The sequence below is a fragment of the Mesorhizobium sp. M0590 genome (genome assembly GCF_040320905.1).
Lineage (GTDB): Bacteria > Pseudomonadota > Alphaproteobacteria > Rhizobiales > Rhizobiaceae > Mesorhizobium.
The window spans coordinates 660,803-686,818 of the sequence record NZ_JAMYQN010000001.1 but is presented as its reverse complement, the minus strand read 5'-3'; the positions used below and the strand labels follow the sequence as shown (position 1 = coordinate 686,818).

Sequence of the window (26,016 nt, the reverse complement as noted above, 5' to 3'; positions counted from 1 at the left end):
ACTCAGATGACAGAAGCAGAATTTGCCGATCTGATCGATTGCAATTGGCCGTATCACGACATTTCACTGAGCCGGGAACTGATCGAATCCGCAGTGAGGATTTCGCCGAATGCCGCGTTCTTAGCACTTAGCGAGCTTTGCCATCTGCCCGCAAGTGCTGCCGTCGAGCCCGCCATTCTCCTAGCTCTGGTCGACTTTTGGCTATCCGAAGTCGACCACCCGGTGGCATCTCTGACTGCAGAATGCGCGATCTCCTTGATCGAACGCAAGCGACTGCCGGTTCCCGAGATACTTACGAAGATGGGTTACGTCTCCGGTTATCCCGGCCTCCTTGCAGCGCTATCGATACTCTATTTCAGCTGCGATGACGTCGACGGGCTCGCAGACGCGCGGCTCAACGAAATCAGAGCCGTCTGGGAAAGGCTGCCGTAGCCGGTAGCACCTACCAATCGCTGAGCTTGGTGTCGGGGCCGTATTCCTGGCCCTCGATGTCCTTCACCACGGCCTGGCCGCAGCGCATGGTCTTGGCCTCCTTGTCATAGGCATAGGTCGGCGAGCCGAACAGGTGCCAGCCCTTGTTCAGCGCCGCCGTCACCTTGTGGCAGAAGCTGGCATCGTCCGGGCCGGACAGAAAGCGGTAGAGTTTCATTCTTCAATCCTGTCGTCAGTTACGTTAGTCATGCGCGAACAGCGGCGGCCTTCGCCAGCAGTTTTTCGGCCTGCGCCAGATGCAGCCGCTCGACCATCTTGCCGTTCAGCGCAACTACCGCCCTACCGGTATTTTCGGCGAACGCGAAGGCATCCTTGACCGCGCGCGCCTCGGCTATTGCTTCGGGCGACGGTGCAAAGGCGCGGTTCGCGGCTTCGATCTGAGCTGGATGGATCAGCGACTTGCCGTCAAAACCCATGGCGGCCGCTTCCGTGCACTCGCGCGCAAACCCGTCCATATCGCGAAAATCATTGAAGACGCCATCGAGCAGGTCGAGGCCGCCGGCGCGCGCGGCGAGCACCATCTGCATCAGCCATGGAACGAGATAGCGCCGGTCGGGCATGGCGAGAATTCCGGTGTCCTTGACCAGGTCATTCGTTCCGGCAGCGAAACACACCAGTCGAGAGGCCGGATCGCGGCCGAGCTCGGCAATCGGCCCAATGTTGAGCAGCGCCTTGGGCGTCTCGATCATCGCCCATAGCTTGACTTCGTCGGCGATAAAATTGTCGTCGAGCACGTCGCCGGCCTCGAGAATGTCGCGCGGCGTGTCGACCTTGGGCAGCAGGATGGCGTCGGGCGAGCATTTTGCCGCGGCCAGCAGGTCGGCGCCGCCCCACTCGCTCGACAGCGCGTTGATGCGCACGACCATCTCGCAGCGCCGGTTGGAATGGCCGGCGAAAATCGCCGCCAGTTTTTCGCGCGCGGAAAGTTTATCGGCCGGGGCGACGGCGTCCTCGAGATCGATGACGACGGTATCGCAGGCCAGCGATTGGATCTTGGCCAGCGCCTTGTCGTTCGAAGCCGGGACGTAAAGCACCGAGCGGCGCGGGCGGTAGCTTTCGGTGGTCATCTTCGATCTATGCCGCCTGCAGCTAGCCGAGGCAAGCCGTGCATAAAAACTGCACGCAATTTCGGAAAATCTCCTCGTCTCCGCCCCGCTTGCCACCCGACCGGATGCGACAAGGGCGGCATGCAAGAGCAAAAGAACTCCCGTTGGTCCCTGCCGTACCGGCTTCGCCGCGAAAGCTGGTGGCTCGTCGATCCGCCCCAGACTTTGGCAACCCTCCTCCCTTTCGTCCGGAAATCCCTGCCCACCAGCCGCATCAAAGCCGCCGAGAAAGCCCGATCATGACAGTATTCCTCTCGGCGGCGCCGAGCTATTGCAGCCGCTTCGGCGTTGCCGTCCTGCTCGTCGCGTTGGCCGATTTCTTCTTCTATGGCCAACCGGCGGGCATCACGCTTTTCCTGTTCGGCGTTGCGATTGCAGCGGCGAGCATGGCTCTCCATCCTCTCGACGTCTTCAACGATGGCAGGTTCTGGTTCAAGCCGGTTGCGCTGTTTATGGCGCTGCTGCCGCTTGTGGAAAATGTCAGCGCACTGTCCGTCTCGATCGCGCTGGCGGCGACGGCCATCCTCGCGCTTTCACTGGCCGGACGGTTGCGGCGCGGCCTTGCCCGTATTGCCGGCCAACTCTCGCTGTTCCTGCTTGCAACGCCATTTCGGCTCGTCCTTGATTTCTTCCGCTGGCGCACGGCGGCGCGGCGGCTTGGCCGGCGGCGCGTGCGCCTTGCGGCGATCGCCGTCTGGGTCATGCCGCTGGGCCTCGGCGCAGTGTTCCTCGCGCTGTTCGGCGCCGCCAATCCGGTCATCGAATATTGGTTCTCGCTGATCGACCTGATGGCACTGCTCGACGTCGTCCAGCTGCCACGTCTCGGCTTCTGGCTGTTCGTGCTTGCCTGCGTCTGGGCCTTTCTGCGGCCGCGGCTGCCGCGCTTTCTCCGCCGCCGCAGGGTGTCGCCAGCCAGCGCACCGGCGACGCCGGCCACCAGGACCACCATCGAGGACATCGTCTTCGGCAAGGCCGCTATCCTCCGCGCGCTCGTCGTCTTCAACATCCTGTTCGCGGTGCAGAGCGCACTCGACGCCACCTATCTGTGGGGCGGCATCGCGCTTCCCGACGGGCTGACCTATGCCGCCTACGCGCATCGCGGCGCCTATCCGCTGATCGTCACGGCGCTGCTGGCCGCCGGCTTCGTGCTGGCGGCGCTGCGGCCGGGAAGTGCGACCTCCGGCGATCCGCTCATCCGCCGGCTGGTTTATGCCTGGGTGGCGCAGAACATCCTCCTGGTGATCTCGTCGATCCTGCGGCTCGATCTCTATATCGGTATCTATGCGCTGACCTATTGGCGTGTCGCTGCGTTCGTCTGGATGGGGCTGGTGGCGGCGGGCCTTGTCCTGATCATAGCCCGCATCGCGCGCGAAAAGTCCAACGAATGGCTGCTTGCCGCCAATCTTCTGACGCTATCGGCGACGCTCTATGCCTGCTCGTTCATCAACTTTGCCGCGCTGATTGCCAACTACAATGTCGACCATTGCTTCGAAATGACCGGCCAAGGCACCCAGCTCGACGTCTGGTACCTGCGCTCGCTCGGGCCCGGCGCCTTGCCGGCGCTCGATCGCTTCGTCCAGCACCAGAGCAGGACGGTTTCCGCGGAGGATGCCTCCATCCGCGAACTCGCCGGCTGGTATGCACAGGACGAAGCACGCTTCCGCGCCGGCCAGGAAAACTGGCGGGGCTGGAGCTTTCGTGACTGGCGGCTCAACCGCGCCCTCGACAGGCGTGGCCCGTTCGTGGTTCCTCCGATGTCCGAACCCTTCATGCCGGGCCGCTGATTTGATGCCGCACCACATACTGGTCGCCGACGACGACCCGCACATTCGCGAAATCATCTGCTTCGCGCTGGAAAAGGCCGGCATGAAAACGCTGGCGGTGCCGGACGGCGCGGCTGCCTTGCAGGCGATAGAGCGCCATGCGCCCGATCTCGTCGTGCTCGACATCGGCATGCCGGAAATGGACGGGCTGGAAGTGTGCCGGCGGCTGCGCCACACATCCGACCTGCCGGTGCTGTTCCTGTCCGCGCGGGATGAAGAGATCGACCGCGTCCTCGGGCTGGAGATGGGCGGCGATGATTATGTCACCAAGCCGTTCAGCCCGCGCGAGCTGGTCGCCCGCGTCAACGTCATCCTGCGCCGCGCGCGGCCCACGCCGGAACCAGCCGACGACCGGCAATTCTCGCATGGCAGACTGTTGCTGGTTCCGGCAAGCCATACAGCCAGCTTCGACGGCAAGCCGCTGGCGCTGACGTCGATCGAATTCGCGATCCTGAAAGGCTTTTTGGCGCGGCCGGCGTATGTGCTTGGCCGCGACATGGTGATGGCCAACGCCTATGCGGCCAATATCCATGTCGCAGACCGCACCGTCGACAGCCATATCCGCAATATCCGCGCCAAGCTGGCGGCCGTCGGCTGCGTCGATGCGATCGAGACCGTGCACGGCGTCGGTTTTCGGCTGGGCGGATGCGGCGCGTGAGCGCCCAAGAACTGATTGGCAGCAAATGGCGGCCTCGCCTCGCCACGGTCGTCATCGCCATCCTGATCATGGTGATGGCGCTGCCGCTGGCCGGCCTGTTTTTCTTCCGGCTCTACGAGAACCAGCTGATCAGGCAGACCGAGGCCGAGCTGATCGCCCAAGGCGCCGCCCTTGGCGCGATCTATGCGCAAGAGGTTCGCGAGGCCGGCCTTGCCCCGGAAAAGCTCGGCGCACCCGTGCCTTCACCCAACACCAGCGATCGGGCCTCTCCCTACCAGCCAATCGAACCGCGCCTCGATCTTGCGTCCGACAGGATCCTGCCGACCCGGCCCGCGGCCACCGCGGCCAGCGCCGATCCCGCCTTCGCGGCAATCGGCGCACGCCTGTCGGGCATTCTTGCCGAGACGCAGAAGACCACGCTCGCCGGCTTCCGGCTGCTCGATCCCAGAGGCGTGGTCATCGCCGGCCGTGAGGAGGCCGGCCTGTCGCTCGCCGCTGTCGACGAGGTTCGCGCAGCGCTTGCCGGCCGCTACGCCAGCGCGCTCAGGCTGCGGGTTCCCGACCAGCCGTCGCCGCCGCTCTATTCGGTCAGCCGCGGCACCAAGGTTCGCGTCTTTGTCGCCATGCCGGTTGCGGTCTCCGGCAAGGTCGCCGGCGTCGTCTATCTGTCGCGGACGCCGAACAACATCGTCAAGCATCTCTATGGCGAGCGCGGCAAGGTGGCGCTGGCGGCAATCACCATCCTCGGCGGCGCGCTGCTGATCGGGCTGGTCTTCCTGCGCGCCGTCAGCCGTCCGATCTATGCGCTGATGGAACGCACGAAACGCATCGCCGCCGGCGACCGCGCGGCGATCAGGCCGCTCGATCACCACGGCACGCGCGAAATGGGTGAACTCTCTGCTGCTTTCCTCGACATGGCCGAAAAGCTGCACGCACGCTCCGACGGCATCCAGACCTTTGCCACCCACGTCTCGCACGAGCTCAAATCGCCGCTGACGGCGATCCAGGGGGCCGCCGAACTGCTGCGCGATTCGGGCAGCGCGATGGACGAGGCCGAGCGGCGGCGCTTTTCGGACAATATCGTCACCGATGCCGGCCGGCTCAATCTGCTGGTGCGCCGCCTGCTCGACCTGGCGCGCGCCGAAAATCTCGAGCCGAGCGGCGAAAGCACGTCGCTCACTGCTGCACTGGCGCTGCTGCCGGCCGACGACAGGCTGGCGGTGCGCGTCGAGGCGGGCACCGAGATCGGGCTGCGCATATCGGCCGAAAACGCTGCGATCGTGCTGGCCAATCTCATCGACAATTCGGCGCGGCACGGCGCGACGCTGGTATCGGTCACAGCCGCAAAAGCGGACGGCAAGGCCACCATCGTGGTCGCTGACGACGGCGCCGGCATTTCGCCCAGCAACCGAGGCCGCATCTTCGAGCCGTTCTTCACCACGCGCCGCGATTCCGGCGGCACCGGCATGGGCCTCGGCATCGTGCTGGCCCTCCTGAAAGCGCATGATGGCACGATCCGGCTGGTTGACTCGGCGAGCGGCACGCGCTTCGAGATCATCCTGCCGGCGGCGTGACTCGGCGGTTCAGATCGGAAGGGCCAAAAGGTGCATTACGACATCGTCATCATCGGCGGAGCCATCGTCGGCTCCTCGGTCGCCTATTATCTGCGCGAGGAAGGGTTTTCGGGCTCGATTGCGCTTGTCGAGCGTGACCCGCAATTTTCTCATGCGGCGACCACACTGTCCTGCGCTTCCATCCGCCAGCAGTTCTCGATCCCGGAAAACATCCGGCTGTCGCAATTCACGCTGAAACTGTTCCGGCGGCTCAGGGAAGAGTTTGGCGCGGACGCCGATATCGGCTTTCGCGAAGGTGGCTACCTCATCCTTGCCGGCGAGAACGGGCTGCCGATCCTGCGGGCCAACCACGAGGCGCAGATGGCCGAGGGCGCCGACATCGTGCTCGAGAATGCGGAGGCGCTCGTCCGCCGCTTTCCGTGGCTGTCGGTCGAGGGCATTTCCGCCGGCGCCTATGGCCGCAGCGGCGAAGGCTGGTTCGACGCGCATGCGATGCTGATGCTGTTCCGCAAGGCACTGCGAAGCAAGAACATCGATTTCATCACAGCGTCGGCGACCGGTATCGAGCGGCAAGGGAAGCGCGTCGCCGGCGTGACCCTCGACAATGGCGAGCGGCTCGAGGCCGGCACCGTCGTTAACACCGCCGGGCCGAATGCCGGCAAGGTGGCAGCAATGGCCGGGCTGGCGCTGCCGGTGGAGCCGCGCAAGCGCAATGTCTTCGTCTTCGAGGCGCGCGAAAAATATGACGACATGCCGCTGCTGGTCGACCCGAGCGGCATCTATGTCCGGCCGGAGGGCTCGGTCTACATCACCGGCGGCGCCGAGCCGGAAGAGGGCGAAGGACCGGCCGACCCCGCCGACTTCGACCCCGACTGGCCGCTGTTCGAAGAGGTGATCTGGCCGGTGCTGGCGACCCGCATTCCAGCCTTCGAGGCGATCAAGCCGACGCGCGCCTGGGTCGGCCATTACGACTACAACACGCTCGACCAGAATGCGGTGATCGGCCCGCACCCGGAGGTCGGCAATTTCCTCTTCGCCAACGGGTTTTCCGGTCACGGCTTGCAGCAGGCTCCGGCGGTCGGCAAGGCGCTGGCCGAACTGATCGTGCATGGCGGCTATCGCACGGTGGATTGCTCGGCGTTCGGGTACAGCCGGATCGCCGACGGGCGGCCGTTTCGGGAATTGAATGTAATTTAACGCCGGCGCGAAGGGATGCTACCGTTGCTTGGTGGATTAAGCCGCCACCAAGCCGCCCGTACCAAGATACGCCTGAAGCCAGCCCAGCACCCGGGCCCAGCCTTCGGCATGCTTCGTTGCGGCAGCAGCGAGGCCGGCGAAGCCGCCATGGCAGATGGTGACGCGTGTGCCGCCGGCGATCGGCTCCAGCAGCCAGGCGACTTTGGTTTCGCGGCGGCCAAGCGTCGGATGGTCCCAGTCGTATCTCCGCGTCTGCACGATCCGGCGCGGCTCTTCGATCTCCAGGAATTCGCCGCTGGCGGGCAGGTGTCTGCCGGCCGCCGTCTCGACGGTGACGCTCCAGCGGCCGCCGACGCGGAGGTCGGCCGCCCATCCGGTCATCCGGTAGGTCCTGGCGGACCCCCACCAGCGCTCGACCTCGCGTGTAACGAGCGCGTCAAATATCCGCTCGGGCGGCGCGCGAACATCGGCGCTCGCCATAACGGTCTCGCCATTGGTCATGCTGTGCACCGCGGAACTGTACATCGCCCTGTCTCCAGAAACGTTTCGCTATCGAAACAACCTCAAGCCTTCGACGCCGGGCGCGACAGGCCTTTGCCGGTTTCGAGCAGGCTCTTCAGGCTGGACAGGATGAGCGGCCAGCCGTTCGCCACATGGCCAAGCAGCTTGTGCGGTCCATCGGCTTCGTGTGTGATGGCGAGCTTCATCATCTCGCCCTCCTGCTCGATGGCGAAGGTGCAGCGTGTGTAGCCGTCCGCCTTGACCTCGGGCATGAACTCGTTGCGCCATTTGAGCACGATGCGCTTGGGTGGATCGATCTCGAGGACCTCGCCGCTGTCGGTGACGCGGCCGTCGGTGTAAACCATCTTCCACGCCGAACCTTGTTTCCAGTCGCTTAGCATCTGGGCGCCGAGGAAATATTGCCGCTGGAACTCCGGCTCGGTCAGTGCTTGCCAGAGTTTTTCGGGCGAAGTGCGGATGTAGGTGACATAAACGAAAATGTTGCTCATCAGTCTTCCCTTTCGAGACGTTTCTTCAAATCGCTGAGGGCGCCCAGTCGCCCCCGCTCGAATTTGCCGATCCAGCGTTCGGCGATCTCGTTGATGGGAACCGGATTCAGATAATGTTGCTTCTCGCGTCCCTTGCGGATGGTGGTGACGAGGTTTGCTTCTTCCAGGATCGCCAGATGCTTGGTCACCGCCTGGCGCGTCATGTCCATCTCACCGCACAGCGCGTTCAGCGTCTGCCCGTTCCTGGCATGAAGGCTGTCCAGCAATCGCCGGCGTGTCGGGTCGGCCAAGGCGCGAAAGACGGCATCCATGCTCATGACTCTAATATGCAACCATTTGGTTGCATGTCAAGAGGCAGAACCCTAGCCAAGAATGCGCGGGTTGAGGTCGCTGGGAGTGGATTTCAGCGCTTGCGGCCGAACCAGAATGCGTTGGGCATGCGCTCCATGCCGATACGCTCATAGAAGCCGACGGCGTCGGGCATGGAGATCAGGCTGATGGCAACGGAAGGTCCGAGTTGCCGGCGTGCCTCATCCATCAGGCCCTTGCCGATACCCAGCCCTTGCGCCGATGCAGAAACAGCGAGCTCGGAGATATAGCAGACCCAGGAAAAGTCGGTGACGCCGCGAGCGACACCAACCAGCGGCTTGCCCGGTGCATCGATGCGCGCGGTGAGCACCAGGGCGGCACTCGTGAGCATCGCCTTCAAACGGGCATGATCATCGACGGGCCGTGTCTCGCCGAGGCCGGATTCCACCAGAACGCGGCGGAACTCGGCGATGCCGAGGCCCGGTTCGCTGGCGTAAAGGATCGTGGATCGCGTTGTCATGTCGACAAAAGTGCACCATGGGCTGGTGGTTTTGAAGCTGTTTTGTACCGATTTTGTGTTTCGATCGACGACGGAAGTCCAAAAACAGCCGTCTTTTATTTGCCCGCGGCATTGTGTAAACCGAGCGCCAGCAATTCCCCGCAACGAGAAGAAGACGGGCAAGAACCATGGAAAAATTCACCAAGCTCACCGGTGTCGCCGCGCCGATGCCGATCGTCAATGTCGACACCGACATGATCATCCCCAAGGATTATCTCAAGACGATCAAGCGCACGGGGCTCGGCACCGGCCTGTTCGCCGAAATGCGTTACAAGGACGACGGCTCGGAAAACCCGGACTTCGTGCTCAACAAGCCGGCCTACCGCAAGGCGCAGATCCTGGTCGCCGGCGACAATTTCGGCTGCGGCTCGAGCCGGGAACATGCGCCGTGGGCGCTGCTCGATTTCGGCATCCGCTGCGTCATCTCGACCTCGTTCGCTGACATTTTCTACAATAACTGCTTCAAGAACGGCATCTTGCCGATCACCGTCAGCCCGGAAAACCTGGAGAAGCTGATGGACGATGCCTCGCGCGGTTCCAACGCGACGCTGTCGGTCGATCTCGAAGCCAAGGAAATCCGCGGGCCGGACGGCGGCGTGGTCAAGTTCGACCTCGACGAATTCAAGCGCCACTGCCTCTTGAACGGCCTCGACGATATCGGCCTGACCATGGAGAAGGCCGGCGCCATCGCTTCGTTCGAGAAGAAGAACGCCGAGCTGCGGCCCTGGGCATAGGCTCTAAAGCCGCGCCGACGGTCAGCCTCTACGCCAAGTGTCCGGGGAGGGATGTGATGACACGCTTGCTTGTTGCCGCTGCCTGCGGACTGCCGCTGATGCTGCTGCCCCCGGCGAGCGTCTATGCCCAGACGCAGACGCCCGCCACGGAAGCGCCAGCGGCAGATCAAGGCGCCAGCGACACAGCCGCCGCCGACGATGACAAGCAGGCGCCGATCCCGTTCGAGGGCGGCCAGCTGACCATCACCCAGGAGGAAGAATACGGGGAACGGGTACTCGCCTTCGACGGCAAGGAACTGGCGCGCAATTACGACGTCTTCTTCGACAAGATCGTCGAGGTCGGCGGCGTCAAGGTGGCGCTGGTCGATGTCGGCGACGGCGGCAACCAGTGCGGCCCGGCCAAGGTGATCGTGTGGAAGCCGGAGGGCGGTGCGATCCAGACGACCACGGTCGAGCAGGATGAATGCGGCGCGCCGCCGGCCGCGATCTCCGACAGCGCCGTCTATTTCGTACCCTATCTGCTGCCGGGCGATTCCAAGCCGGCGCTGCAATGGTCGCCGACGGACGGACTGACGACGTCCGGTAATCTGACCTACATGCCGGAGCCGGGCACCGACTGGAAAGACATCGATCCGTCGAAATACGACAACATCATTGATGCCTTTCACAACGAGGCCGTCTACAGGCTAGCCGAGACGCTGCTCGGCAAGGACATGCCCGACATGGCGACCAGCCTGCTGGTCGGCGGCGGCACGGAAAAAACCGCGTCGGGTGCCTTCTTTGCCAGCGGCTGCGTGCCGCATGATTGCGGTGGCAATGACGGCTTCATGGCGGTCGACCCGGTCAAGCACAAGCTGTATTTCGCCCGCCGCGGCGACAAGCCCGAGCCGGACGCGTGGCCGGCGGTGAGTACATGGCCGGCCGACGTCAAGGAAGCGCTGGACAAGGCGCTGGGGTCGCCGAATTAGAAATCGTTCTGCCGCGATCCTTCGCGCGCCCCTCTGTCCTGCCGGACATCTCCCCCACTTGGGGGGAGATCGGCCGTCACCGCCGCTTTCGCCAAACCGCCTACGCTGCAAAAAAGGAGGACACCATGCGAAAACTGATCTCCACCGGTTCGCCCTTCGAGAAGACCGCCGGCTATTCGCGCGCCGTGGTGCAGGGCGACTGGTGTTTCGTGTCCGGAACGACCGGCTACGATTATGCGACCATGTCGATGCCGGAGACCGTGGAGGCACAAACGCGCAATTGCCTGACGACGATCGCCAAGGCGCTCGGGGACGGCGGCTTCGAGACGGCCGATGTGGTGCGGGCGCATTACTATATCACCGATGCGGCTTTCGTGGATGTGGTGTTCCCGATCCTCGGCGAGGCCTTTGGCGAGATCAGGCCGGCGGCAACGATGATCGTGTGCCAGCTCAACAAGCCGGAGATGAAGATCGAGATCGAGGTGACGGCGCTGCGGCGCACAGCCTGATGCCTGTCACGGTTGCGACAACGACACGGTTAGCACGAGGATCGGCCCATGGTGAAGGTCAGGCGCATCGTTGCAAACATAGACACGCAGGATATCGCGGCGGCAAAACCCTTCTATCAGGATGTGCTCGGCCTCGATCTCAAGATGGATATGGGCTGGATCGCTACCTACGGCTCGCAAGAGACGATGTCCGTGCAGGTCAGTTTCATGGCCGAAGGGGGATCAGGAACGCCGGTGCCGGACATCTCTATCGAAGTCGACGACGTCGATGCCGCGCTTGAAAGCATGAGGACGGCCGGCTTTGCCATCGAATACGGTCCGGCGGACGAACCCTGGGGCGTGCGGCGCTTCTTCGTACGCGACCCGTTCGGCAGGCTGGTCAATATCCTTTCGCATCTCTAGGCATTTTGTCTTGAGCATCGGATTTTCCCAAAACCGGTTTCCACTTTTGGGTCCGATGCTCTGAACCGCAGGCTTGCGCGCCGGCCGCTTGGCGTTTAGCAAGGCCGCGGCTCACGACACAATCAGGACGGTTCCCCATGGCTTCGAAAAATCTTCTCCTGCTTGCCGGCGACGGCATCGGCCCCGAGGCGATGGCCGAGGTGAAGAAGCTGATTTCCGCCATGAACGACAGGCTCGGCAGCGATTTCGTCACCGATGAGGGCCTTGTCGGCGGCTGCGCCTACGACGCGCATGGCGCGGCGATTTCCGATGCCGACATGGCCAAGGCAATGGCGTCGGACGCGGTGCTGTTCGGCGCCGTCGGCGGACCGAAATGGGATGCGGTGCCTTACGAGGTGCGCCCGGAGGCGGGTCTGCTGCGGCTGCGCAAGGACATGGAGCTGTTTGCCAATCTCAGGCCGGCAATCTGCTATCCGGCGCTGGCGGCGTCCTCCTCGCTGAAGCAGGAGGTGGTCGAGGGGCTCGATATCCTGATCGTGCGCGAGCTCACCGGCGGCGTCTATTTCGGCGAGCCTAAGCAGATCATCGACCTCGGCAACGGCCAGAAGCGCGGCATCGACACCCAAATATACGATACGTTCGAGATCGAGCGCATTTCGGGCGTTGCCTTCGAATTGGCGCGCACGCGCAAGAATCACGTCACCTCGATGGAAAAGCGCAATGTGATGAAGTCGGGCGTGCTGTGGAACGAGGTCGTCACCCAGACGCACAAGGCCAAGTATGCCGACGTCAAGCTCGATCACATGTTGGCCGATGCTGGCGGCATGCAGCTGGTGCGCTGGCCGAAGCAGTTCGACGTCATCGTCACCGACAATCTGTTCGGCGACATGCTGTCCGACATCGCCGCCATGCTGACCGGCTCGATCGGCATGCTGCCGTCGGCCTCGCTCGGCGCGCCGGATGCGAAGACAAAAAAGCGCAAGGCGCTCTACGAGCCGGTGCACGGCTCGGCGCCCGACATCGCTGGCAAGGGCATCGCCAATCCGATCGCCATGATCGCCTCCTTCGCCATGTGCATGCGCTATTCCTTCGGCATGGTTGAAGAGGCCGACCGGCTGGAAGGCGCGATCGCCGCCGTGCTCGATCAGGGCTTGCGCACCAGGGATATTCATTCACCGGGGATGACCGAGGTCGGCACCGCTGAGATGGGCGACGCGATCATCGCCAAATTTTTGGGCTGATCCCGTGTCGGTCGACGTCCGCTGGGCGACGACCGGGGATGCGGCGGCACTCGCCACCGTGCTTTGCGAGATGGCGGCACAGGGCAATTCATGCCGAGCCCTTGCCGGATCGCGCCAGCGTGAGCGTGTCGATCCGTTTCTTCCTGCCTGAGATAAATTCGACGATGCGGTGCGTTTCGTAACTCCGCACAACGAACGAAGGCGCGGTCCAAAGGTCGTCGATCGTGATGTCATGATCGCGGAGGCGCCCCAGTGCCAGCGACACGCTGAAACTGCGGTTCTCGTTCATTCTGCGGAAGCGCATATGTACGATGTTGCGCTTTTCGGCGATCGAAAGCAGCTCGTATAGGTCGAGCGGTTCCCCCTGAGCGCTTCTGAACGCGGTGTGGGAGTTTATGACGCGCGCCTCCACGCGGCCTTTCTGCGAACGTGGGTTATCGGTGCAGCCATGTTTTGGCCAAGGCCAGCCAAGATTGTCGAAGAACACCCGGCCGCCGTGTGGGCATTGATAATAGAACACCTGCTTGCCGCAGACCGGGCAATGCGCGTTTGGGTTGACATATGAAACGACGGTGCCGAACGGTTTGATGGCCGCCGCACCTGGGCCGCTGCTGTAGCCGGAACACCAGCGGCTATCGGTATGAATCGGCGTCGGCCGGCCGCCCCTATACCGAAATTCGATTTGGCCGCCGCACGTGTGGCAAGTCGGCATGACTGCTCCCTGCGCGATCAGGTGCGCAACCTCGATATAGTCGAGTGTGAGACGTTATAGCTGCGGGCGATCTCGGTCAGCAATTCCTCACCTTTGTGCGAAATCCGTGAATTATGCACAAGCCGGCTCGATCTCAATACGATTAACCCGAACTGCTATTTGTTTCGCATACTGATTCAAACGTTTGACATTTGGTTGGCAATTACGTATATTCATCTTGTCGGATGGCTCATGACGAGCACACCGCAAATTGAAGGACGGCTAAAGTGATTAATCTGTTAAGCGAACAGTCTGAATCGGTTCGGTGGCGACTGATGGTGGGCGCGGCAAAGAAGGCGGCCGAGGCGCAGGGTTATTCCCTAGCCCGCGTGCCGGGACGGGGCCTGTCGAACATTTGGAACATCACCAAGGACGGCAAGACGACAGTGGCCGCGATCCGCACTACGCGCGACCGCTACATCGCCTTCCCTCCGTTGAAAGGGGGCACGAAGTGGAAGACGCTTGATGATGTCGAGACTGTCATCGTTGCGACGGTGGACTCGAAGGATGACCCGGAAAACGTCGAGGTCTACATTTTCCCGGCCGATGACGTGCGCAAGCGTTTCAACGCCCACTATGCCGCCCGCTCCAAGGAGGGGCAGACTATCAAGGATAATTTCGGCATGTGGGTAGGGCTCGACCGCGACAATCGCGGTATTGCCGCCAGTGTCGGGACGGGCATTCTCGATCACTACAAGCGTGTCGCGGTCTATGCGATTTCCGATCTACTCGCCGACAATCCTCACGAAGAAGCGGGCAGGGAAGAGGTAGAGCACGCGCCCGAGACGGTCGAACCTAGCTTGTCCACAATCGCCGAAGTGATGGCCTGGGCGAGAGACCGCGTGGCCCAGCTTGCAGGCGTGCAGGTGGAGGCGGTGAAGCTCGATTTGAAGATCGAGTATTGATGCCTGCGTTGACGGCCGGCTTAACCTCCTCTAATAGGATTCTTATCAATCCTATTAGAGGAGTGACGAATGCCAAATCTCGTCAAGGTGAAGCTCGACTACAGCGCCGTAGGGTCGCTTCTCGAAGACCTCCAGGTCGGCCGGCGTGACGACGTTAAATTGAGAATTCGTGCTGGGATTGTCTCGGCTCATGTGAAGCGAGCGGATGGCCGCGTTCAGTCAGCCACGACAATGCTTAACGGACAATTTCGGCAACTGACCGATTTCAATCCGTCAGGATTGACGCCAGCGGCGCGGCGAAGGATTGTCAAGAAACTCCGCAAAGATGGCCATCGTCAAACCGCAATCGCCGATCTGATCGGCGTATCGCAAGCGACCGTCTCACTCGATCTCCGGAAATAGAATGAGCGTTAAGGGTCTCGCCGGCCGCTAACAATGGCGATGATGCCCACAACGGCTGATGTCGCTTCAATGCAATGGCGGCATCGCGGAAGCCGGCAGTGCGCTGATGTTGTAGTCGCAAGGCAAGGTCTAGCGCTGTGCGCGCATGTTTACGCACTTCCTCGGCCGCGCCGCCCCGCATCTCAACAGCGACATAGGCCTCAATCATGCGCTTATAGTCGGTAGTGCTCACGCGCACATCCGCCTCGGTTGGATGCTTCGTAGGGTCGAAAACTTCCTGGGCAACTGAAATAAGGGCTTCCCGGCAAAGCAGACCGATCGCTTGGAACTGCTCCTCGGTCTTCGCGCGGGAGAGGCGCTCACGCGCATCTACAATAGTTCGATCGACACGAGCCCAGCCGGTAGGCGGAGTCTCTGCCACCCGGGAAGCGCGAACGCGAGAAATCAGCGGCGCAAATAGATCGGCGACATAGGCGCGCCGGGGTCCATAGCCCGCGATGTCAGCGCTCCATTTTCCATACCATTGCCAAAGGTCGCTGTAGGGCAGCGGGTTCTCAATTTCCCGGTTGCGCAGTTCGTCAGCTACCGTGCGATAATCCTCCTGGAACTCATTATTCACCTCGCCGATGCGAGCGCCACCAGTGGCAACGCTGATCATCACGGCTCGCAGCTTGTCGAGTAAGGCGAGTAGTTCCGGGTCCGTCATGGACGATTCCTCGTGCGCGCGCTAGCGTGGGTCTCCTCCATGCGCGCTGAAATACGCTGCACAACCCCCTTCGTCATTTCTAAAAACAGGTCGAGCTCCTCAGCGTTGAAGTGCCGACGGCACGGGCAGAAGGTGTTCCTTAGGCTGTCGTCTGGCGGGGCACTAGACTAAGGACGACACTAAACCCTGACACCCGCCGGCACGGGACCCCACTTGTTCTCGCGCGGCTGGGTCGGGATCAGCGCAAAGATCAGGATGATCACGGTGCCGAAGGTCGGGATCAGGAAAAGCAGGAAGAGCCAGCCGGTCAGGCCGATATCGTGCAGGCGACGCACGTTGAGCCCGAACCACGGCAGGGCTGTCGCCAACAGGAAGAGACCGGAGAGGCCGACTGTCACTGCCGGCAGGTCAGCGACATTGCCCATTGCGCCGTCGATAAAGACACCGATGCCTATGACCACGAGCAGCGCGATTATCCAGAACAGGCTATAGCCCCAATATTCCTTGCGGCGGGCGCGGCCGGCGAAGTTGAAGTAATTCTCGGTCAGACCCAGCCAGAAATAGTTCCACAGGCCGGCCGATTCGGCCGGACTTTGTTCAGCGGAACGGCCGAAATGTTGCGGCTGACGTGCCGCTGGCGCATTGCCGGCCTGAGACGGCGCGGCGGTTGCAGTGGAGGCGTCGGCGGGCGCACTGGCAGGTTGGGCGCGGATCGAAAAAACATCGCGTGCCCGTCCGCCAGCCGGCTGGAATTCGACGGTCGTACCTCCGGCAACCGATGCTTCGCGGCGCAAATCTTCGCGCGCCAAAGTGTAGCGGTTGCCGTCGGCTCCGGTGATGAAGCCGAAACCCTGGTCTTCGTCGTAATGAAGAACTTCGCCGCGCATGTCCTGCCCACCCCCATTTCCCCGCCCCAGACTGTGCAAAGTTCCGGCAGACCGCAAGGGGCGTGCGGAAATGGAGAGTGCCGGCTATTTACCCCGGCCGTTCTTCGATTTCTTGTGTTTCGCAGGTCCGCCTTCGAACTTCGCCTTGGCCGGTTTCCCGGCCCAGGGCTTCGCCTCGAATGCCGGGCGCTGGTCGGCCGGTGCGCGCTTCTCGAATTTGGGCGTGTTCTGATCGAAGGTGCGCTTGCCGCGGTGCGGCTTCTTGTCGGGCCGTGGTTCCTGATAGCCGGCCCGCGACAAATCCGGCGTGCCGTCCAGCCGCTTGACCGCAATGTTGCCCTGCAGCTTCCGGTCGGGGCCGATCGCAGCGAGGAAACGCTCGGCCCAGTCCGCCGCGATCTGCACGAAGGTTTCCTCCGGCTGCATCTTGATGGCGCCGATCTCGCGCTTGGAAATGCCGCCTGTCCGGCACAGCATCGGGATCAGCCAGCGCGGCTCGGCATTCTGCCGGCGTCCGACCGACAGCGAGAACCAGACGCTGTCGCCGAAATCGTCGCGGCGGCTCGGTGTCTCGTCCCGCCGCGCAAATTTTTCGCCCGACGGCGTGAACGCTGCCACGTCGAGAAGATCCTCCGGCGCCGAGTGGCTGGAGCGGCACATCCGCACGAAGGCGGCGGCAACCTGTTCGGGCCCGTGCTGATCGAGAAGCGCCTCGACGAAGCCGCTCTCCTCATCCTTCATAGGCTCGCTGAAGACCGGATCAGCGAGAATGCGCTCGTCGTCGCGCCGTATCACGTCGTCGGCCGACGGCGGGCTCGCCCAGGTTGCCGCAAGGCCGGCACTTTGCAGCAGCCGCTCGGTGCGCCTGCGGGCACTATTGGGCACGATCAGCGCGCTGACGCCCTTGCGTCCCGCACGACCCGTGCGTCCGCTTCGGTGCAGGAGCGTTTCCGGGTTGGTCGGCAGGTCGGCATGGATCACCAGCTCGAGATTGGGCAGGTCGATGCCGCGTGCCGCGACGTCGGTGGCGATGCAGACCTTGGCGCGGCCGTCGCGCATCGCCTGCAGCGCGTGGCTGCGCTCGTTCTGGCTAAGCTCGCCGGACAGCGCCACGACGGAAAAGTTGCGGTTGTTGAAGCGCGCTGTCAGATGGTTGACGGCGGCGCGGGTGTTGCAGAACACCAATGCATTCTTCGCCTCGTAGTAGCGAAGCACGTTGATGATGGCGTTTTCGCGGTCCGCCTGGGCGACGCTCAGCGCCCGGTATTCGATGTCGAGATGCTGCTTTTCCTCACCGGAGGCCGAGATGCGTACCGCATCGCGCTGGTAGCCTTTGGCCAGCGTGGCGATGGAGCGCGGCACGGTCGCGGAAAACATCAGCGTGCGGCGATCGGCGGGTGCGGCATCGAGGATGAATTCCAGATCCTCGCGAAAGCCGAGATCGAGCATCTCGTCGGCCTCGTCGAGCACCACTGCCTTGAGCGCCGACATGTCGAGCGAATTGCGGGTGATGTGGTCGCGTAGGCGGCCGGGCGTGCCCACGACGATATGGGCGCCGCGCTCCAGCGCGCGCCGTTCGGTGCGCATGTCCATGCCGCCGACGCAGGACGCCACCGTGGCGCCGGTCAGTTCGTAGAGCCATTCCAGCTCGCGCGTTACCTGCAGGGCCAGCTCCCGCGTCGGCGCTACGGCCAGCCCCAGGGGTGCCGCCGCGTGGGAAAAGCGCTCCGCGCCATCGAGAAGGGTCGGCGCCAAAGCCAAACCGAAGGCGACGGTCTTGCCGGAGCCGGTCTGGGCCGAAACCAGCGCATCGGCCTGGCCAAGCTCGAGAACGGCCTTCTGCACCGGCGTCAGCTCGACATAGCCGCGTTTTTCCAGCGCCTTTGCCAGCGCGGGGACAATAGCTTCGAAATTGGACATCTTGCTCTTTCGAAATTCGGATTCTGAATACCCGGCGACGGGTCAAATGTCGGCAAGCGCCACAGACGGGCGCCACGAGCCAGACGATGCTCGTTCGTACTTGGTGCCGCCGTCATTGTACAGGGCGGGCGGGTCGGCCTGGTTGCGATTGACTCTAGACGTAAACCGCGTAAAAGCCGGCACCGAACGGGATAGTTTTCGATGCGCGGCCTTTTGATGGCGCTTTCTGCCTTCGACATCCCCGGCCCCAATGCGAACCATTGGGCCGGGCGCGTCGCTGCGTCTCCTCGTTCCAGCAAAATCACGTTCTTGCTCAAAAAAACCGGCAAAACGACCACCAAAACGGTCTGATTCCCTTGGCCTAACCACCCTCTCCCGGGTCCGGCCCGGGGGTTGAAACCCGCATCGGCCGGCGGGTTTTCTCCAGAAAACGAGCGGAGAGGGACAGGAGATTTCGATGAGTTTCAAGGTTGCGATCGTCGGCGCCACGGGCAATGTGGGCCGGGAAATGCTCAACATACTCGAAGAGCGCGGCTTTCCGGTGAGCGAGGTGGTGGCGCTGGCCTCGCGGCGCAGCCAGGGCACGGAAGTGTCGTTCGGCGACCGCACGCTGAAGGTCAGAGCGCTCGACCAATATGATTTTTCAGATACCGACATCTGCATCATGTCGGCCGGCGGCAACGTCTCCAAGGAATGGTCGCCGAAGATCGGCAAGCAGGGCTGCGTCGTCATCGATAATTCGTCGGCCTTCCGCTACGACCAGGACGTGCCGCTGATCGTTCCGGAAGTGAACCCGGATGCGATCTCGCTGTTCACGCGCAAGAACATCATTGCCAACCCAAACTGCTCGACGGCGCAGCTGGTCGTGGCGCTGAAGCCGCTGCATGACGCGGCCACCATCAAGCGCGTCGTCGTCGCCACCTACCAGTCGGTCTCCGGCGCCGGCAAGGAAGGCATGGACGAATTGTTCACGCAGACGCGCGCGGTGTTTGTCGCCGACCAGGTCGACGTCAAGAAGTTCACCAAGCGTATCGCCTTCAACGTCATCCCGCATATCGACGTCTTCCTCGACGACGGCTTCACCAAGGAAGAGTGGAAGATGGTGGCCGAGACCAAGAAGATGCTCGACCCGAAGATCAAGCTGACGGCGACCTGCGTGCGCGTGCCGGTGTTCATCGGCCATTCGGAAGCGGTCAACATCGAGTTCGAGAAGCCGATCACCGCCGATGAGGCGCGCGAGATCCTGCGCGAGGCGCCGGGCTGCCAGGTCATCGACAAGCGCGAGGACGGCGGCTACATCACGCCGCTGGAATCGGCCGGCGAGGACGCCACCTTCATCTCGCGCATCCGCGAGGACTCGACCATCGACAACGGCCTGTCGATGTGGATCGTCTCCGACAATCTGCGCAAGGGCGCGGCACTCAATGCGGTGCAGATCGCCGAGCTGCTGGTCGAGCGCGGGCTGATCCAGCCGAAGAAGAAGGCGGCATAACTTTTTCGCTCACGGCCGTATCGCTGCTGTTGCGGCTGGCCCTCCGCGGGGGCGCCGGACGACCGGCGGCCCGCAGTCGCGGGGTCGGCCTTCGGCGGTTGTTTCGCTCACGGCCGTATCGCCGCTACGCGGCTGGCCTCCGCGGGGGGGGCCGGAAGGCCGGCGGCCCGCAGTCGCGGGCTCGGCCTTCGGCCGTTAGCGCCCTTCTCCCCGTTCACGGGGAGAAGGTGCCGGCAGGCGGATGAGGGGCACAGGCGTCTCAAATAGGCAGCAAGGCGACGGCGTCACAGCCGGTTCTCCTCCGCTAGGTCCAACAGCAACTCCAGCGCCTCCTCCGCCCGGTCGGCGGGCACGAACAGATGATCGTGGTAGAAGGCCGAGACCGGATTGACGCCGATGCCGGCGGTGGCCAGCCGCGCGGTGATGGCGGCGAGGAAGCCGACCGCTTCCAGCGACGAATGGATGTTCAGCGTCAGCATCCGGCAGCGGAACACGGTTTTCAGTCCAGCGGCCTTGGCATGGTCTTCAAGCACGATCAGCGTCGTGCCCTCGCGCTCGCGAAACAGCATCACCGGGTGGAGCCTGTCGGGAACGGGCGCATCGGGTGGCAACGTGGTGAAGACATGAACGCCGGCAAGCAATTCCGGCGTCATTGCCGCCAGCAACTTTTTCAGGTCGGTCTCTCCGGCCATCGGTTGCTTTCGTTGTGCGATCAGGCGGCGGCTGCCGTCGAGCGCTCGGAAGACACCCCTACGGATTTTCAATAACGCCCTCCATCTCACCCCGCAAGGTGGACTTGACCAGGTTCGTTGCTGACTGAACTTGCACATCCAAGGTCGCCGTCCCCCCGGACCTGAAAAAGAACTGGAGGCATGTCGGATCGCCGTCATGGGCCGCGTCCTTGGTTCGAGCTGGCGGAGGAGCCAGTGCTCACAACGACCGGAGGGAACATCAATGACCATGTCTCAGGCAGCACCCGTCTCACCGCGTGCCCTGTGGGCCGGCCGCGTGCTCAGCGCCGTCATCGTGCTGTTCATGATCTTCGACGGCGTCATCAAGCTACCGCCGCTCGAAATCGTCACCCAGACCATGGTGCAGCTCGGCTGGCCGGCCGATGCCAATGTCTCGCGCATGCTCGGTACCATTGGATTGGTCTCGACAGCGCTTTACGCGCTGCCACGCACCTCGGTGCTCGGCGCCATCCTGCTCACCGCCTATCTCGGCGGCGCAGTCGCCACGCATGTGCGTATCGGCAGCCCTTTGTTCTCGCACATACTGTTCGGCGTCTATCTCGGCGCCGTCCTCTGGGGTGGCCTGTATCTGCGCGATCCAAGGGTGCGCGCGTTGTTCCCGTTCAGCCAATAGCGGCGATTTCGAAAGCCGTTCGATGGTGGCCACGCCGCCAGAGCGGGCGCGGTCTGCCGCCGCCTTTCTACTCTTTGGATCAAATTGAGCGCCGCCGGGCGGCAGCCGATCTTCTTCTTTGGATCAAATCGCCTGGTTGCGAGTTAGGGGGTGCAGCGGCGAGGACGGCACCCTGTTGGAGAGGAACGACAATGAAAAAGGTGATGATCTTGATGGCCTTGCTGGTCCCGCTCGGTGCCTGCTCCCGTACTGAGCAAGGCGCGGCAGTTGGTGGCCTGGGCGGTGCGGCGGTCGGCGCTGCGGTGGCCGGCAACCCGACCAAGGGCGCGGTGATCGGCGGTGCGGCCGGCGCTTTGGCCGGTGCACTGATCGGCCGTGCCAGCGAAAGCGGCCAATGCCGTTATCGCGATCGCAACGGTCGTGTCTACGTTGCGAGTTGCCCGGAAGGCTATTGATCGGGCCGCATCATATGGATGCAATAGCAAAACGGCGGGCAGGGCCCGCCGTTTCGTGGTTGTGGAGATGATTTATTCGGCGCTGGCGGCTTCCGCCTCGGCCGGCGCGGCTGCGGCGGCGGCAACGGCCGCGGCGGCATCTTCCTGCGCCTTCTTCAGCAAGGCTGCGCGCTCCTGCGCCTTCTTGCCGGGCTCGGCCTTGTTCGGGTTGAAGCGGGCTTCGCGCTTGGCGATGCCGGCTTCATCGAGGAAGCGCAGCACGCGGTCGGTCGGCTGGGCGCCATGCGACAGCCAATGCTTGACGCGCTCGGCGTCGACCTTGACGCGTTCGCCGTCCTTGGGCAGCAGCGGATTCCACGAGCCGAGCGACTCGATGAAACGGCCGTCGCGCGGCGAACGCGCGTCGGCGACGACGACATGGTAATAGGGACGCTTCTTCGAGCCCGCACGGGCCAATCGGATTTTCAGTGGCATTTCTTTTCTCCTAAAAGCTCTGATTCGGTTGATCGGTTGGTGGCTGGTCCTCAGCCGGTTTTCGCTACGCCGTTGGATGCGGCGATCTGCTCGTGATGGCGGATCACTTCGCGGACGACGAAGTTCAGGAATTTCTCCGCGAAATCCGGGTCGAGATGGGCGTCCTTCGCCAGTTGGCGAAGACGGGCGATCTGCTCCTGCTCGCGCGCCGGATCGGCAGGCGGCAGGCCATGTTCCGCCTTCAGCACGCCGACTGCCTTGGTGCAGCGGAAGCGCTCGGCCAGCATGTGGATCAGCGCCGCGTCGATATTGTCGATCGAGGCGCGATAATTGGCCAGCGCCGCACGCGCGTCCGCCATGTCCTTCTCTTCGTTCATGGCGCCCTCACTTCTTCTTGCCGAGGCCAGGCAGCCCGCCACCGCCCGGCAGGCCGGGAAGTTTCATGCCGCCGGGCAGCCCGGGCAGGCCACCGCCACCGGGAAGACCACCGGGCAGGCCCTTCATGCCGCCGAGCCCGGCCGCCTGCGCCTGCTTCTGCAAGGCGTCGAGCTGCTTGGGGTCCATCTTGGAGAGATCCGGCATGCCGCCGCCCATCATGCCGCCTGCGCCGCCAGGCATCATGCCGCCGAGCCCCATCTTGGAAGCGAGGCCGCCCATCATGCCGCGCATCAGGCCGCCGCCTTTGCCCTTGCCGCCCATCGCCTTCATCATGTCGGCCATGCCGCGATGCATCTTCAACAGTTTGTTGATTTCGGCCGCGTCAGTACCCGAGCCGGCGGCGATGCGCTTCTTGCGCGAGTGCTTCAGAATATCGGGGTTGGCGCGCTCGGCCTTGGTCATCGACGAGATGATGGCGAGCTGGCGACCGAACATCTTGTCGTCGAGCCCGGCGGCGGCCATCTGGTCCTTCATCTTGCCCATGCCGGGCATCATGCCCATGATGCCACCCATGCCACCCATTTTCGACATTTGCTGAAGCTGGCCGGCGAGGTCGTTCAGGTCGAACTTGCCCGACTGCATCTTCCTGGCCATCGCCGCGGCCTGTTCGGCGTCGATGTTCTCGGCCGCCTTTTCGACGAGGCTGACGATGTCGCCCATGCCGAGGATGCGGTCGGCGATGCGCTTGGGGTGGAATTCCTCCAGCGCGTCCATTTTTTCGCCGGTGCCGATCAGCTTGATCGGCTTACCGGTGACGGCGCGCATCGAGAGCGCCGCACCACCGCGGCCGTCGCCGTCCATGCGGGTCAGCACGAGGCCGGTGATGCCGACGCGCTCGTCGAAGCTTTTTGCCAGATTGACGGCGTCCTGGCCGGTCAGCGAATCGGCGACCAGCAGGATCTCGTGCGGCGACGACATCTTCTTGATGTCGGCCATCTCGACCATCAACGGCTCGTCGATATGGGTGCGGCCGGCGGTGTCGAGGATGACGACGTCATGGCCGCCGAGCTTGGCCGCCTGCACGGCGCGGCGGGCGATATCGACCGGCGTCTGGCCGGCGACGATCGGCAATGTGGCGACCTTGACCTGCTCGCCGAGCTGGCGGAGCTGCTCTTGCGCGGCGGGACGCCGCGTGTCGAGCGAGGCCATCAAGACTTTCTTGTTTTGACGGTCGGCGAGGCGCCTGGCGATCTTGGCCGAGGTCGTCGTCTTGCCGGAACCCTGCAAGCCGACCATCATGATGACGACCGGAGCCGGTGCATTGAGGTCGATGGCGACGCCCTCGGCGCCGAGCATCTCGACCAGCTCGTCATGGACGATCTTGACGACCATCTGGCCGGGCTTGATCGACTTGACCACGGCGGCGCCGACGGCCTTCTCGCGCACCTTGTCGGTGAAGGAACGCACCACTTCCAGCGCCACGTCGGCCTCAAGCAACGCACGGCGCACCTCGCGCAGCGCCGCCGAGACATCAGCCTCCGACAAGGCGCCGCGGCCGGTGAGGCCGTTCAGGATCGAACCAAGACGTTCCTGTAGCGATTCAAACATTCTTTTTCCTTTTCCCTGGCACCCGGATGATGCCCGAGAGGTAATGCGTTCGCGCCAACTGTCCAAGCAAAAGCCGGTCTGGGCAAAGCCCAAAGCCAAAAAGCACCCGGGGGCGCACAGCGCTGCCGGGTGTTGGCCTCCGGGATCGATTTACAGCACTTCACCTCAAAGAGGTTTCGGCGTCCCGGTCGGTTTGCTCGGAGGAATACTCGTCGCGGAATTCGCGGCGTGTAGACAGGAAATCGGCCGCAGAGTCAAGCTTTGGTCAAGCTTTGCGTCAAATAGCTCAGGACGACCAGGCAATGCACATCAGCGCACGCTGCCGGCGCGCGCCATATCCGGCTCGACCTTCAGCGGTGAGCGCGGATGTAAAAGCAGCAGAACGGTCAACAGGCTACTGACGATGCCGATCGAAGCGATGAGGACGGCGTCTGAAGTCGTCCAGCCGGCGGCTTCGAGCGGCTTGGCGTTGAACAGGGCGAAGGAATTATAGCTTTGCTGGTGCGAAATCAGCAGGAAGCCGGTCAGATTGTTGCCGAGATGGGCGCCAAAGCCGGCACCGAGATTGCCGGTTGCATAGACCAGAAGCGTCAGCAGCAGCGCAAAGGCGGCGATCGAGGCCAGCACGCAGGCATTGATGGCAGCGCTCGAACCTGGGCTCCAGTGCAGGGAGGTGAACAGCAATCCCGGCAGCAGCGCCCAGATGAAAGGGTTCTGAAACCGGCTGGCCAGGCCCCTGAGCAGATAACCGCGAAACAGCATCTCCTCCGACGAGGTCTGCAGAAAGGTCAGGGCGGCGATCGGGATCAGGAACGAAAGCCACGCGGACAGGCCGATCGCGCCGCGGGCGATGTCGGGCTGCAAACCATAAAGCAGGATCTCGGAAAGCAGCGAGGTGATCAGCACCGCGGTCAGTCCTTTCAGGAACCCCGACCAAGAAATGCGCCGGCTGACGCCAATCAGGGCTGTCAGCTTCTCGCGATGGATCCAGCGCATGGCAGCCCAAAGGCCGAGCCAGATTCCGGCAAATGAAGCCAGCGCCGCGAGGATGCCCGCAGGAGAGGCCATGAAATCCTGCACCGCTCCTCCACTTGGCGGGGCGGTGCCAGACGATGCCTGCCAAACAGCAAAGGCATAGGTGCCGCCGAACAGCACGGCGGCAGTGGTTCCGAGCCAGAACAGGATGACGACCACCGCTCCAAGCAGAAGCCGCGGCAAAGTGGTCTTGTTGTTGGCGGTGTGCCGGTACTGTTGGAAGACGGTTGGGTCGATCGTCACGCGGGCTCGCTGGCTGGTGCTTCGGCTCGCAAGGTCTAGAACATCGGCCCCAATGTGGAAACCGGTATTGCAGCGGCAATACCGGCTTGTGGCAATGTCGGGAGTGCGAGCGGCCGCCATTACAGGGCGACCGCCCTGTTTGTATCGTCAGCGCACGACGTACACGATACGCCGGCTGCCCGGATCGACCAGTGCCGGCTGGCCGTTCACATAGACGTAGCGGTAATCATAGTCCGGAATCTCGCGCAGCTCGACGGTGTCAGGCAACGTCCCGCCCGTCACCACCTCGCCCTCGAGATAGACCGGATCGAGCCGATGCGTACGTACATAGGTATGGATCTCGGCCGGCGGTCTCCGGATAGGCTCGATCGCCTCGCCCGCAACGATCGCTCCGGTGTAGCTGTCGGAATATTCGGCGCTATCGGCGGGCGGCGTCACGACGGCAATGTCGGCGCTGGCCGGACGCTGTGTCAGGACCACACGGTTGCCGCCGAAATCGGCCGTCACATAGTCGGAATAGACCCAGCCCTGGCCGTTAGCCTCGGCGATAGTGCACCATTTGCTGTTGGCGATGCAGCCGTCGAGCGTCGCCGACTGGCCGGCCGCGAGCACGCCGATCACCGGATATTGCGGGCCGGGGCCGGCGCGTACATTGAGATCAGTGATGGCCGAGACGGCGGTGTCGGCCAATGCAGAGCCCGACATCGCTATGAGCGCTCCGGCCACCGCCGGAAACAATATGCGTTTCATGGTCTTCTCTCCGTTTCACAGTCCCTTGGCACGGAAAACGAAGCAAAGCCGCATGCGTTCCGG

The 26,016-nt window shown here is 63.3% G+C and carries 31 protein-coding genes; 15 read left to right on the top strand and 16 right to left on the bottom strand.

Translation table 11 applies throughout. From position 1 onward, the window contains the following. Positions 1-6 precede the first annotated feature (6 nt). Entirely contained in the window at positions 7-432 is a 426-nt protein-coding gene (locus NKI52_RS03480) for a hypothetical protein (RefSeq protein WP_352470864.1), read from the top strand. A gap of 10 nt (positions 433-442) precedes the next feature. Here NKI52_RS03480 and NKI52_RS03475 read toward each other — a convergent pair whose 3' ends face one another. Continuing rightward, the gene (locus NKI52_RS03475; protein WP_352458330.1) at positions 443-649 is read right to left on the bottom strand and encodes a DUF1737 domain-containing protein; all 207 of its coding nucleotides are present in this window, start codon (positions 647-649) and stop codon (positions 443-445) included. 28 nt (positions 650-677) lie between these two features. Then, entirely contained in the window at positions 678-1,559 is an 882-nt protein-coding gene (locus NKI52_RS03470; RefSeq protein ID WP_352697023.1) for an HpcH/HpaI aldolase/citrate lyase family protein, read from the bottom strand. A gap of 278 nt (positions 1,560-1,837) precedes the next feature. Here NKI52_RS03470 and NKI52_RS03465 point away from each other — a divergent pair, with 278 nt between their 5' ends. From NKI52_RS03465 to NKI52_RS03450, 4 genes are read left to right on the top strand one after another with little or no spacing between them, the layout of a single operon-like run. Beyond that, entirely contained in the window at positions 1,838-3,382 is a 1,545-nt protein-coding gene (locus tag NKI52_RS03465; protein WP_352697021.1) for a DUF4153 domain-containing protein, read from the top strand. Positions 3,383-3,386: 4 nt separating this feature from the next. After that, on the top strand, positions 3,387-4,079 hold the full coding sequence (locus NKI52_RS03460; RefSeq protein ID WP_352450230.1) for a response regulator transcription factor: 693 nt from the start codon (positions 3,387-3,389) through the stop codon (positions 4,077-4,079). Next, positions 4,067-5,653 (top strand): ATP-binding protein, encoded by a 1,587-nt coding sequence (locus NKI52_RS03455; protein ID WP_352577305.1) that lies wholly within the window; start codon positions 4,067-4,069, stop codon positions 5,651-5,653. Before NKI52_RS03460 ends, NKI52_RS03455 begins: the two co-directional genes overlap by 13 nt. A gap of 30 nt (positions 5,654-5,683) precedes the next feature. Beyond that, positions 5,684-6,850: an NAD(P)/FAD-dependent oxidoreductase gene (locus tag NKI52_RS03450; RefSeq protein ID WP_352577303.1), complete on the top strand. Its 1,167-nt coding sequence runs from the start codon at positions 5,684-5,686 to the stop codon at positions 6,848-6,850. Positions 6,851-6,886: 36 nt separating this feature from the next. Here NKI52_RS03450 and NKI52_RS03445 read toward each other — a convergent pair whose 3' ends face one another. The 4 genes from NKI52_RS03445 to NKI52_RS03430 form a co-directional block, all read right to left on the bottom strand. Continuing rightward, the gene (locus NKI52_RS03445) at positions 6,887-7,375 is read right to left on the bottom strand and encodes an SRPBCC family protein (protein ID WP_352577301.1); all 489 of its coding nucleotides are present in this window, start codon (positions 7,373-7,375) and stop codon (positions 6,887-6,889) included. A 38-nt stretch (positions 7,376-7,413) separates the two neighbouring features. After that, on the bottom strand, positions 7,414-7,860 hold the full coding sequence (locus tag NKI52_RS03440; RefSeq protein ID WP_352470856.1) for an SRPBCC family protein: 447 nt from the start codon (positions 7,858-7,860) through the stop codon (positions 7,414-7,416). Continuing rightward, entirely contained in the window at positions 7,860-8,171 is a 312-nt protein-coding gene (locus tag NKI52_RS03435; RefSeq protein WP_031213186.1) for an ArsR/SmtB family transcription factor, read from the bottom strand. The genes NKI52_RS03440 and NKI52_RS03435 overlap by 1 nt, the downstream gene beginning before the upstream one ends. Before the next feature lie 92 nt (positions 8,172-8,263). After that, the gene (locus tag NKI52_RS03430; protein ID WP_352570056.1) at positions 8,264-8,689 is read right to left on the bottom strand and encodes a GNAT family N-acetyltransferase; all 426 of its coding nucleotides are present in this window, start codon (positions 8,687-8,689) and stop codon (positions 8,264-8,266) included. 167 nt (positions 8,690-8,856) lie between these two features. Here NKI52_RS03430 and leuD point away from each other — a divergent pair, with 167 nt between their 5' ends. The 5 genes from leuD to leuB all read left to right on the top strand — a co-directional run bounded on the left by leuD (position 8,857) and on the right by leuB (position 12,582). Then, a complete protein-coding gene (gene leuD / locus NKI52_RS03425; RefSeq protein WP_023680526.1) occupies positions 8,857-9,462 on the top strand; it encodes a 3-isopropylmalate dehydratase small subunit in 606 nt (201 codons plus the stop codon). Between the two features lie 56 nt (positions 9,463-9,518). After that, a complete protein-coding gene (locus NKI52_RS03420; protein WP_352570054.1) occupies positions 9,519-10,430 on the top strand; it encodes an Ivy family c-type lysozyme inhibitor in 912 nt (303 codons plus the stop codon). 125 nt (positions 10,431-10,555) lie between these two features. Next, on the top strand, positions 10,556-10,939 hold the full coding sequence (locus NKI52_RS03415; RefSeq protein WP_352570052.1) for a RidA family protein: 384 nt from the start codon (positions 10,556-10,558) through the stop codon (positions 10,937-10,939). Positions 10,940-10,990: 51 nt separating this feature from the next. Beyond that, positions 10,991-11,341 carry a VOC family protein gene (locus NKI52_RS03410; RefSeq protein ID WP_352570210.1) on the top strand — a complete coding sequence of 117 codons (351 nt, stop codon included), beginning with the start codon at positions 10,991-10,993 and terminating at the stop codon, positions 11,339-11,341. Positions 11,342-11,478: 137 nt separating this feature from the next. Beyond that, the gene (leuB, locus tag NKI52_RS03405; RefSeq protein WP_352577299.1) at positions 11,479-12,582 is read left to right on the top strand and encodes a 3-isopropylmalate dehydrogenase; all 1,104 of its coding nucleotides are present in this window, start codon (positions 11,479-11,481) and stop codon (positions 12,580-12,582) included. 88 nt (positions 12,583-12,670) lie between these two features. Here the strand turns inward: leuB and NKI52_RS03400 are convergent, their stop codons facing one another. Continuing rightward, a complete protein-coding gene (locus NKI52_RS03400) occupies positions 12,671-13,069 on the bottom strand; it encodes a hypothetical protein (protein ID WP_352697017.1) in 399 nt (132 codons plus the stop codon). Positions 13,070-13,560: 491 nt separating this feature from the next. On the opposite strand from NKI52_RS03400, the gene NKI52_RS03395 reads away from it, so the two are divergent. After that, entirely contained in the window at positions 13,561-14,238 is a 678-nt protein-coding gene (locus NKI52_RS03395; protein WP_352697016.1) for a hypothetical protein, read from the top strand. Positions 14,239-14,545: 307 nt separating this feature from the next. Here NKI52_RS03395 and NKI52_RS03390 read toward each other — a convergent pair whose 3' ends face one another. The 3 genes from NKI52_RS03390 to NKI52_RS03380 all read right to left on the bottom strand — a co-directional run bounded on the left by NKI52_RS03390 (position 14,546) and on the right by NKI52_RS03380 (position 18,153). Then, positions 14,546-15,346 carry a hypothetical protein gene (locus NKI52_RS03390; protein ID WP_352697014.1) on the bottom strand — a complete coding sequence of 267 codons (801 nt, stop codon included), beginning with the start codon at positions 15,344-15,346 and terminating at the stop codon, positions 14,546-14,548. Between the two features lie 179 nt (positions 15,347-15,525). Continuing rightward, on the bottom strand, positions 15,526-16,233 hold the full coding sequence (locus NKI52_RS03385; protein WP_352577290.1) for a DUF805 domain-containing protein: 708 nt from the start codon (positions 16,231-16,233) through the stop codon (positions 15,526-15,528). 84 nt (positions 16,234-16,317) lie between these two features. Beyond that, positions 16,318-18,153, bottom strand: a complete 1,836-nt coding sequence (locus tag NKI52_RS03380; protein WP_352697012.1) for a DEAD/DEAH box helicase — start codon at positions 18,151-18,153, stop codon at positions 16,318-16,320. 201 nt (positions 18,154-18,354) lie between these two features. Between NKI52_RS03380 and NKI52_RS03375 the strand changes: the two genes are divergently transcribed. Together NKI52_RS03375 and NKI52_RS03370 are read left to right on the top strand one after the other, a co-directional pair. After that, positions 18,355-18,504 (top strand): hypothetical protein, encoded by a 150-nt coding sequence (locus tag NKI52_RS03375; protein WP_352450216.1) that lies wholly within the window; start codon positions 18,355-18,357, stop codon positions 18,502-18,504. A 106-nt stretch (positions 18,505-18,610) separates the two neighbouring features. Then, positions 18,611-19,645, top strand: coding sequence for an aspartate-semialdehyde dehydrogenase (locus tag NKI52_RS03370; RefSeq protein ID WP_023680535.1), 1,035 nt, complete (start codon positions 18,611-18,613; stop codon positions 19,643-19,645). Positions 19,646-19,929: 284 nt separating this feature from the next. Here the strand turns inward: NKI52_RS03370 and NKI52_RS03365 are convergent, their stop codons facing one another. Next, a complete protein-coding gene (locus NKI52_RS03365) occupies positions 19,930-20,337 on the bottom strand; it encodes an ACT domain-containing protein (protein ID WP_352577286.1) in 408 nt (135 codons plus the stop codon). Positions 20,338-20,599: 262 nt separating this feature from the next. On the opposite strand from NKI52_RS03365, the gene NKI52_RS03360 reads away from it, so the two are divergent. Then, the gene (locus tag NKI52_RS03360; protein ID WP_023680735.1) at positions 20,600-21,010 is read left to right on the top strand and encodes a DoxX family protein; all 411 of its coding nucleotides are present in this window, start codon (positions 20,600-20,602) and stop codon (positions 21,008-21,010) included. Positions 21,011-21,201: 191 nt separating this feature from the next. Beyond that, complete coding sequence (locus NKI52_RS03355) at positions 21,202-21,465, top strand: YMGG-like glycine zipper-containing protein (protein WP_023680734.1); 264 nt, start codon at positions 21,202-21,204, stop codon at positions 21,463-21,465. 72 nt (positions 21,466-21,537) lie between these two features. Here the strand turns inward: NKI52_RS03355 and rpsP are convergent, their stop codons facing one another. The 5 genes from rpsP to NKI52_RS03330 form a co-directional block, all read right to left on the bottom strand. Next, positions 21,538-21,939 carry a 30S ribosomal protein S16 gene (gene rpsP, locus NKI52_RS03350; RefSeq protein ID WP_352570046.1) on the bottom strand — a complete coding sequence of 134 codons (402 nt, stop codon included), beginning with the start codon at positions 21,937-21,939 and terminating at the stop codon, positions 21,538-21,540. Between the two features lie 50 nt (positions 21,940-21,989). After that, positions 21,990-22,316 (bottom strand): chorismate mutase, encoded by a 327-nt coding sequence (locus NKI52_RS03345; RefSeq protein WP_352450211.1) that lies wholly within the window; start codon positions 22,314-22,316, stop codon positions 21,990-21,992. 7 nt (positions 22,317-22,323) lie between these two features. After that, positions 22,324-23,925, bottom strand: a complete 1,602-nt coding sequence (gene ffh, locus NKI52_RS03340; RefSeq protein ID WP_352624822.1) for a signal recognition particle protein — start codon at positions 23,923-23,925, stop codon at positions 22,324-22,326. A gap of 309 nt (positions 23,926-24,234) precedes the next feature. Then, on the bottom strand, positions 24,235-25,203 hold the full coding sequence (locus NKI52_RS03335) for a CPBP family intramembrane glutamic endopeptidase (protein ID WP_352624824.1): 969 nt from the start codon (positions 25,201-25,203) through the stop codon (positions 24,235-24,237). Positions 25,204-25,350: 147 nt separating this feature from the next. After that, positions 25,351-25,953: a DUF1236 domain-containing protein gene (locus tag NKI52_RS03330; protein ID WP_352697010.1), complete on the bottom strand. Its 603-nt coding sequence runs from the start codon at positions 25,951-25,953 to the stop codon at positions 25,351-25,353. Between the last annotated feature and the right edge of the window lie 63 nt (positions 25,954-26,016).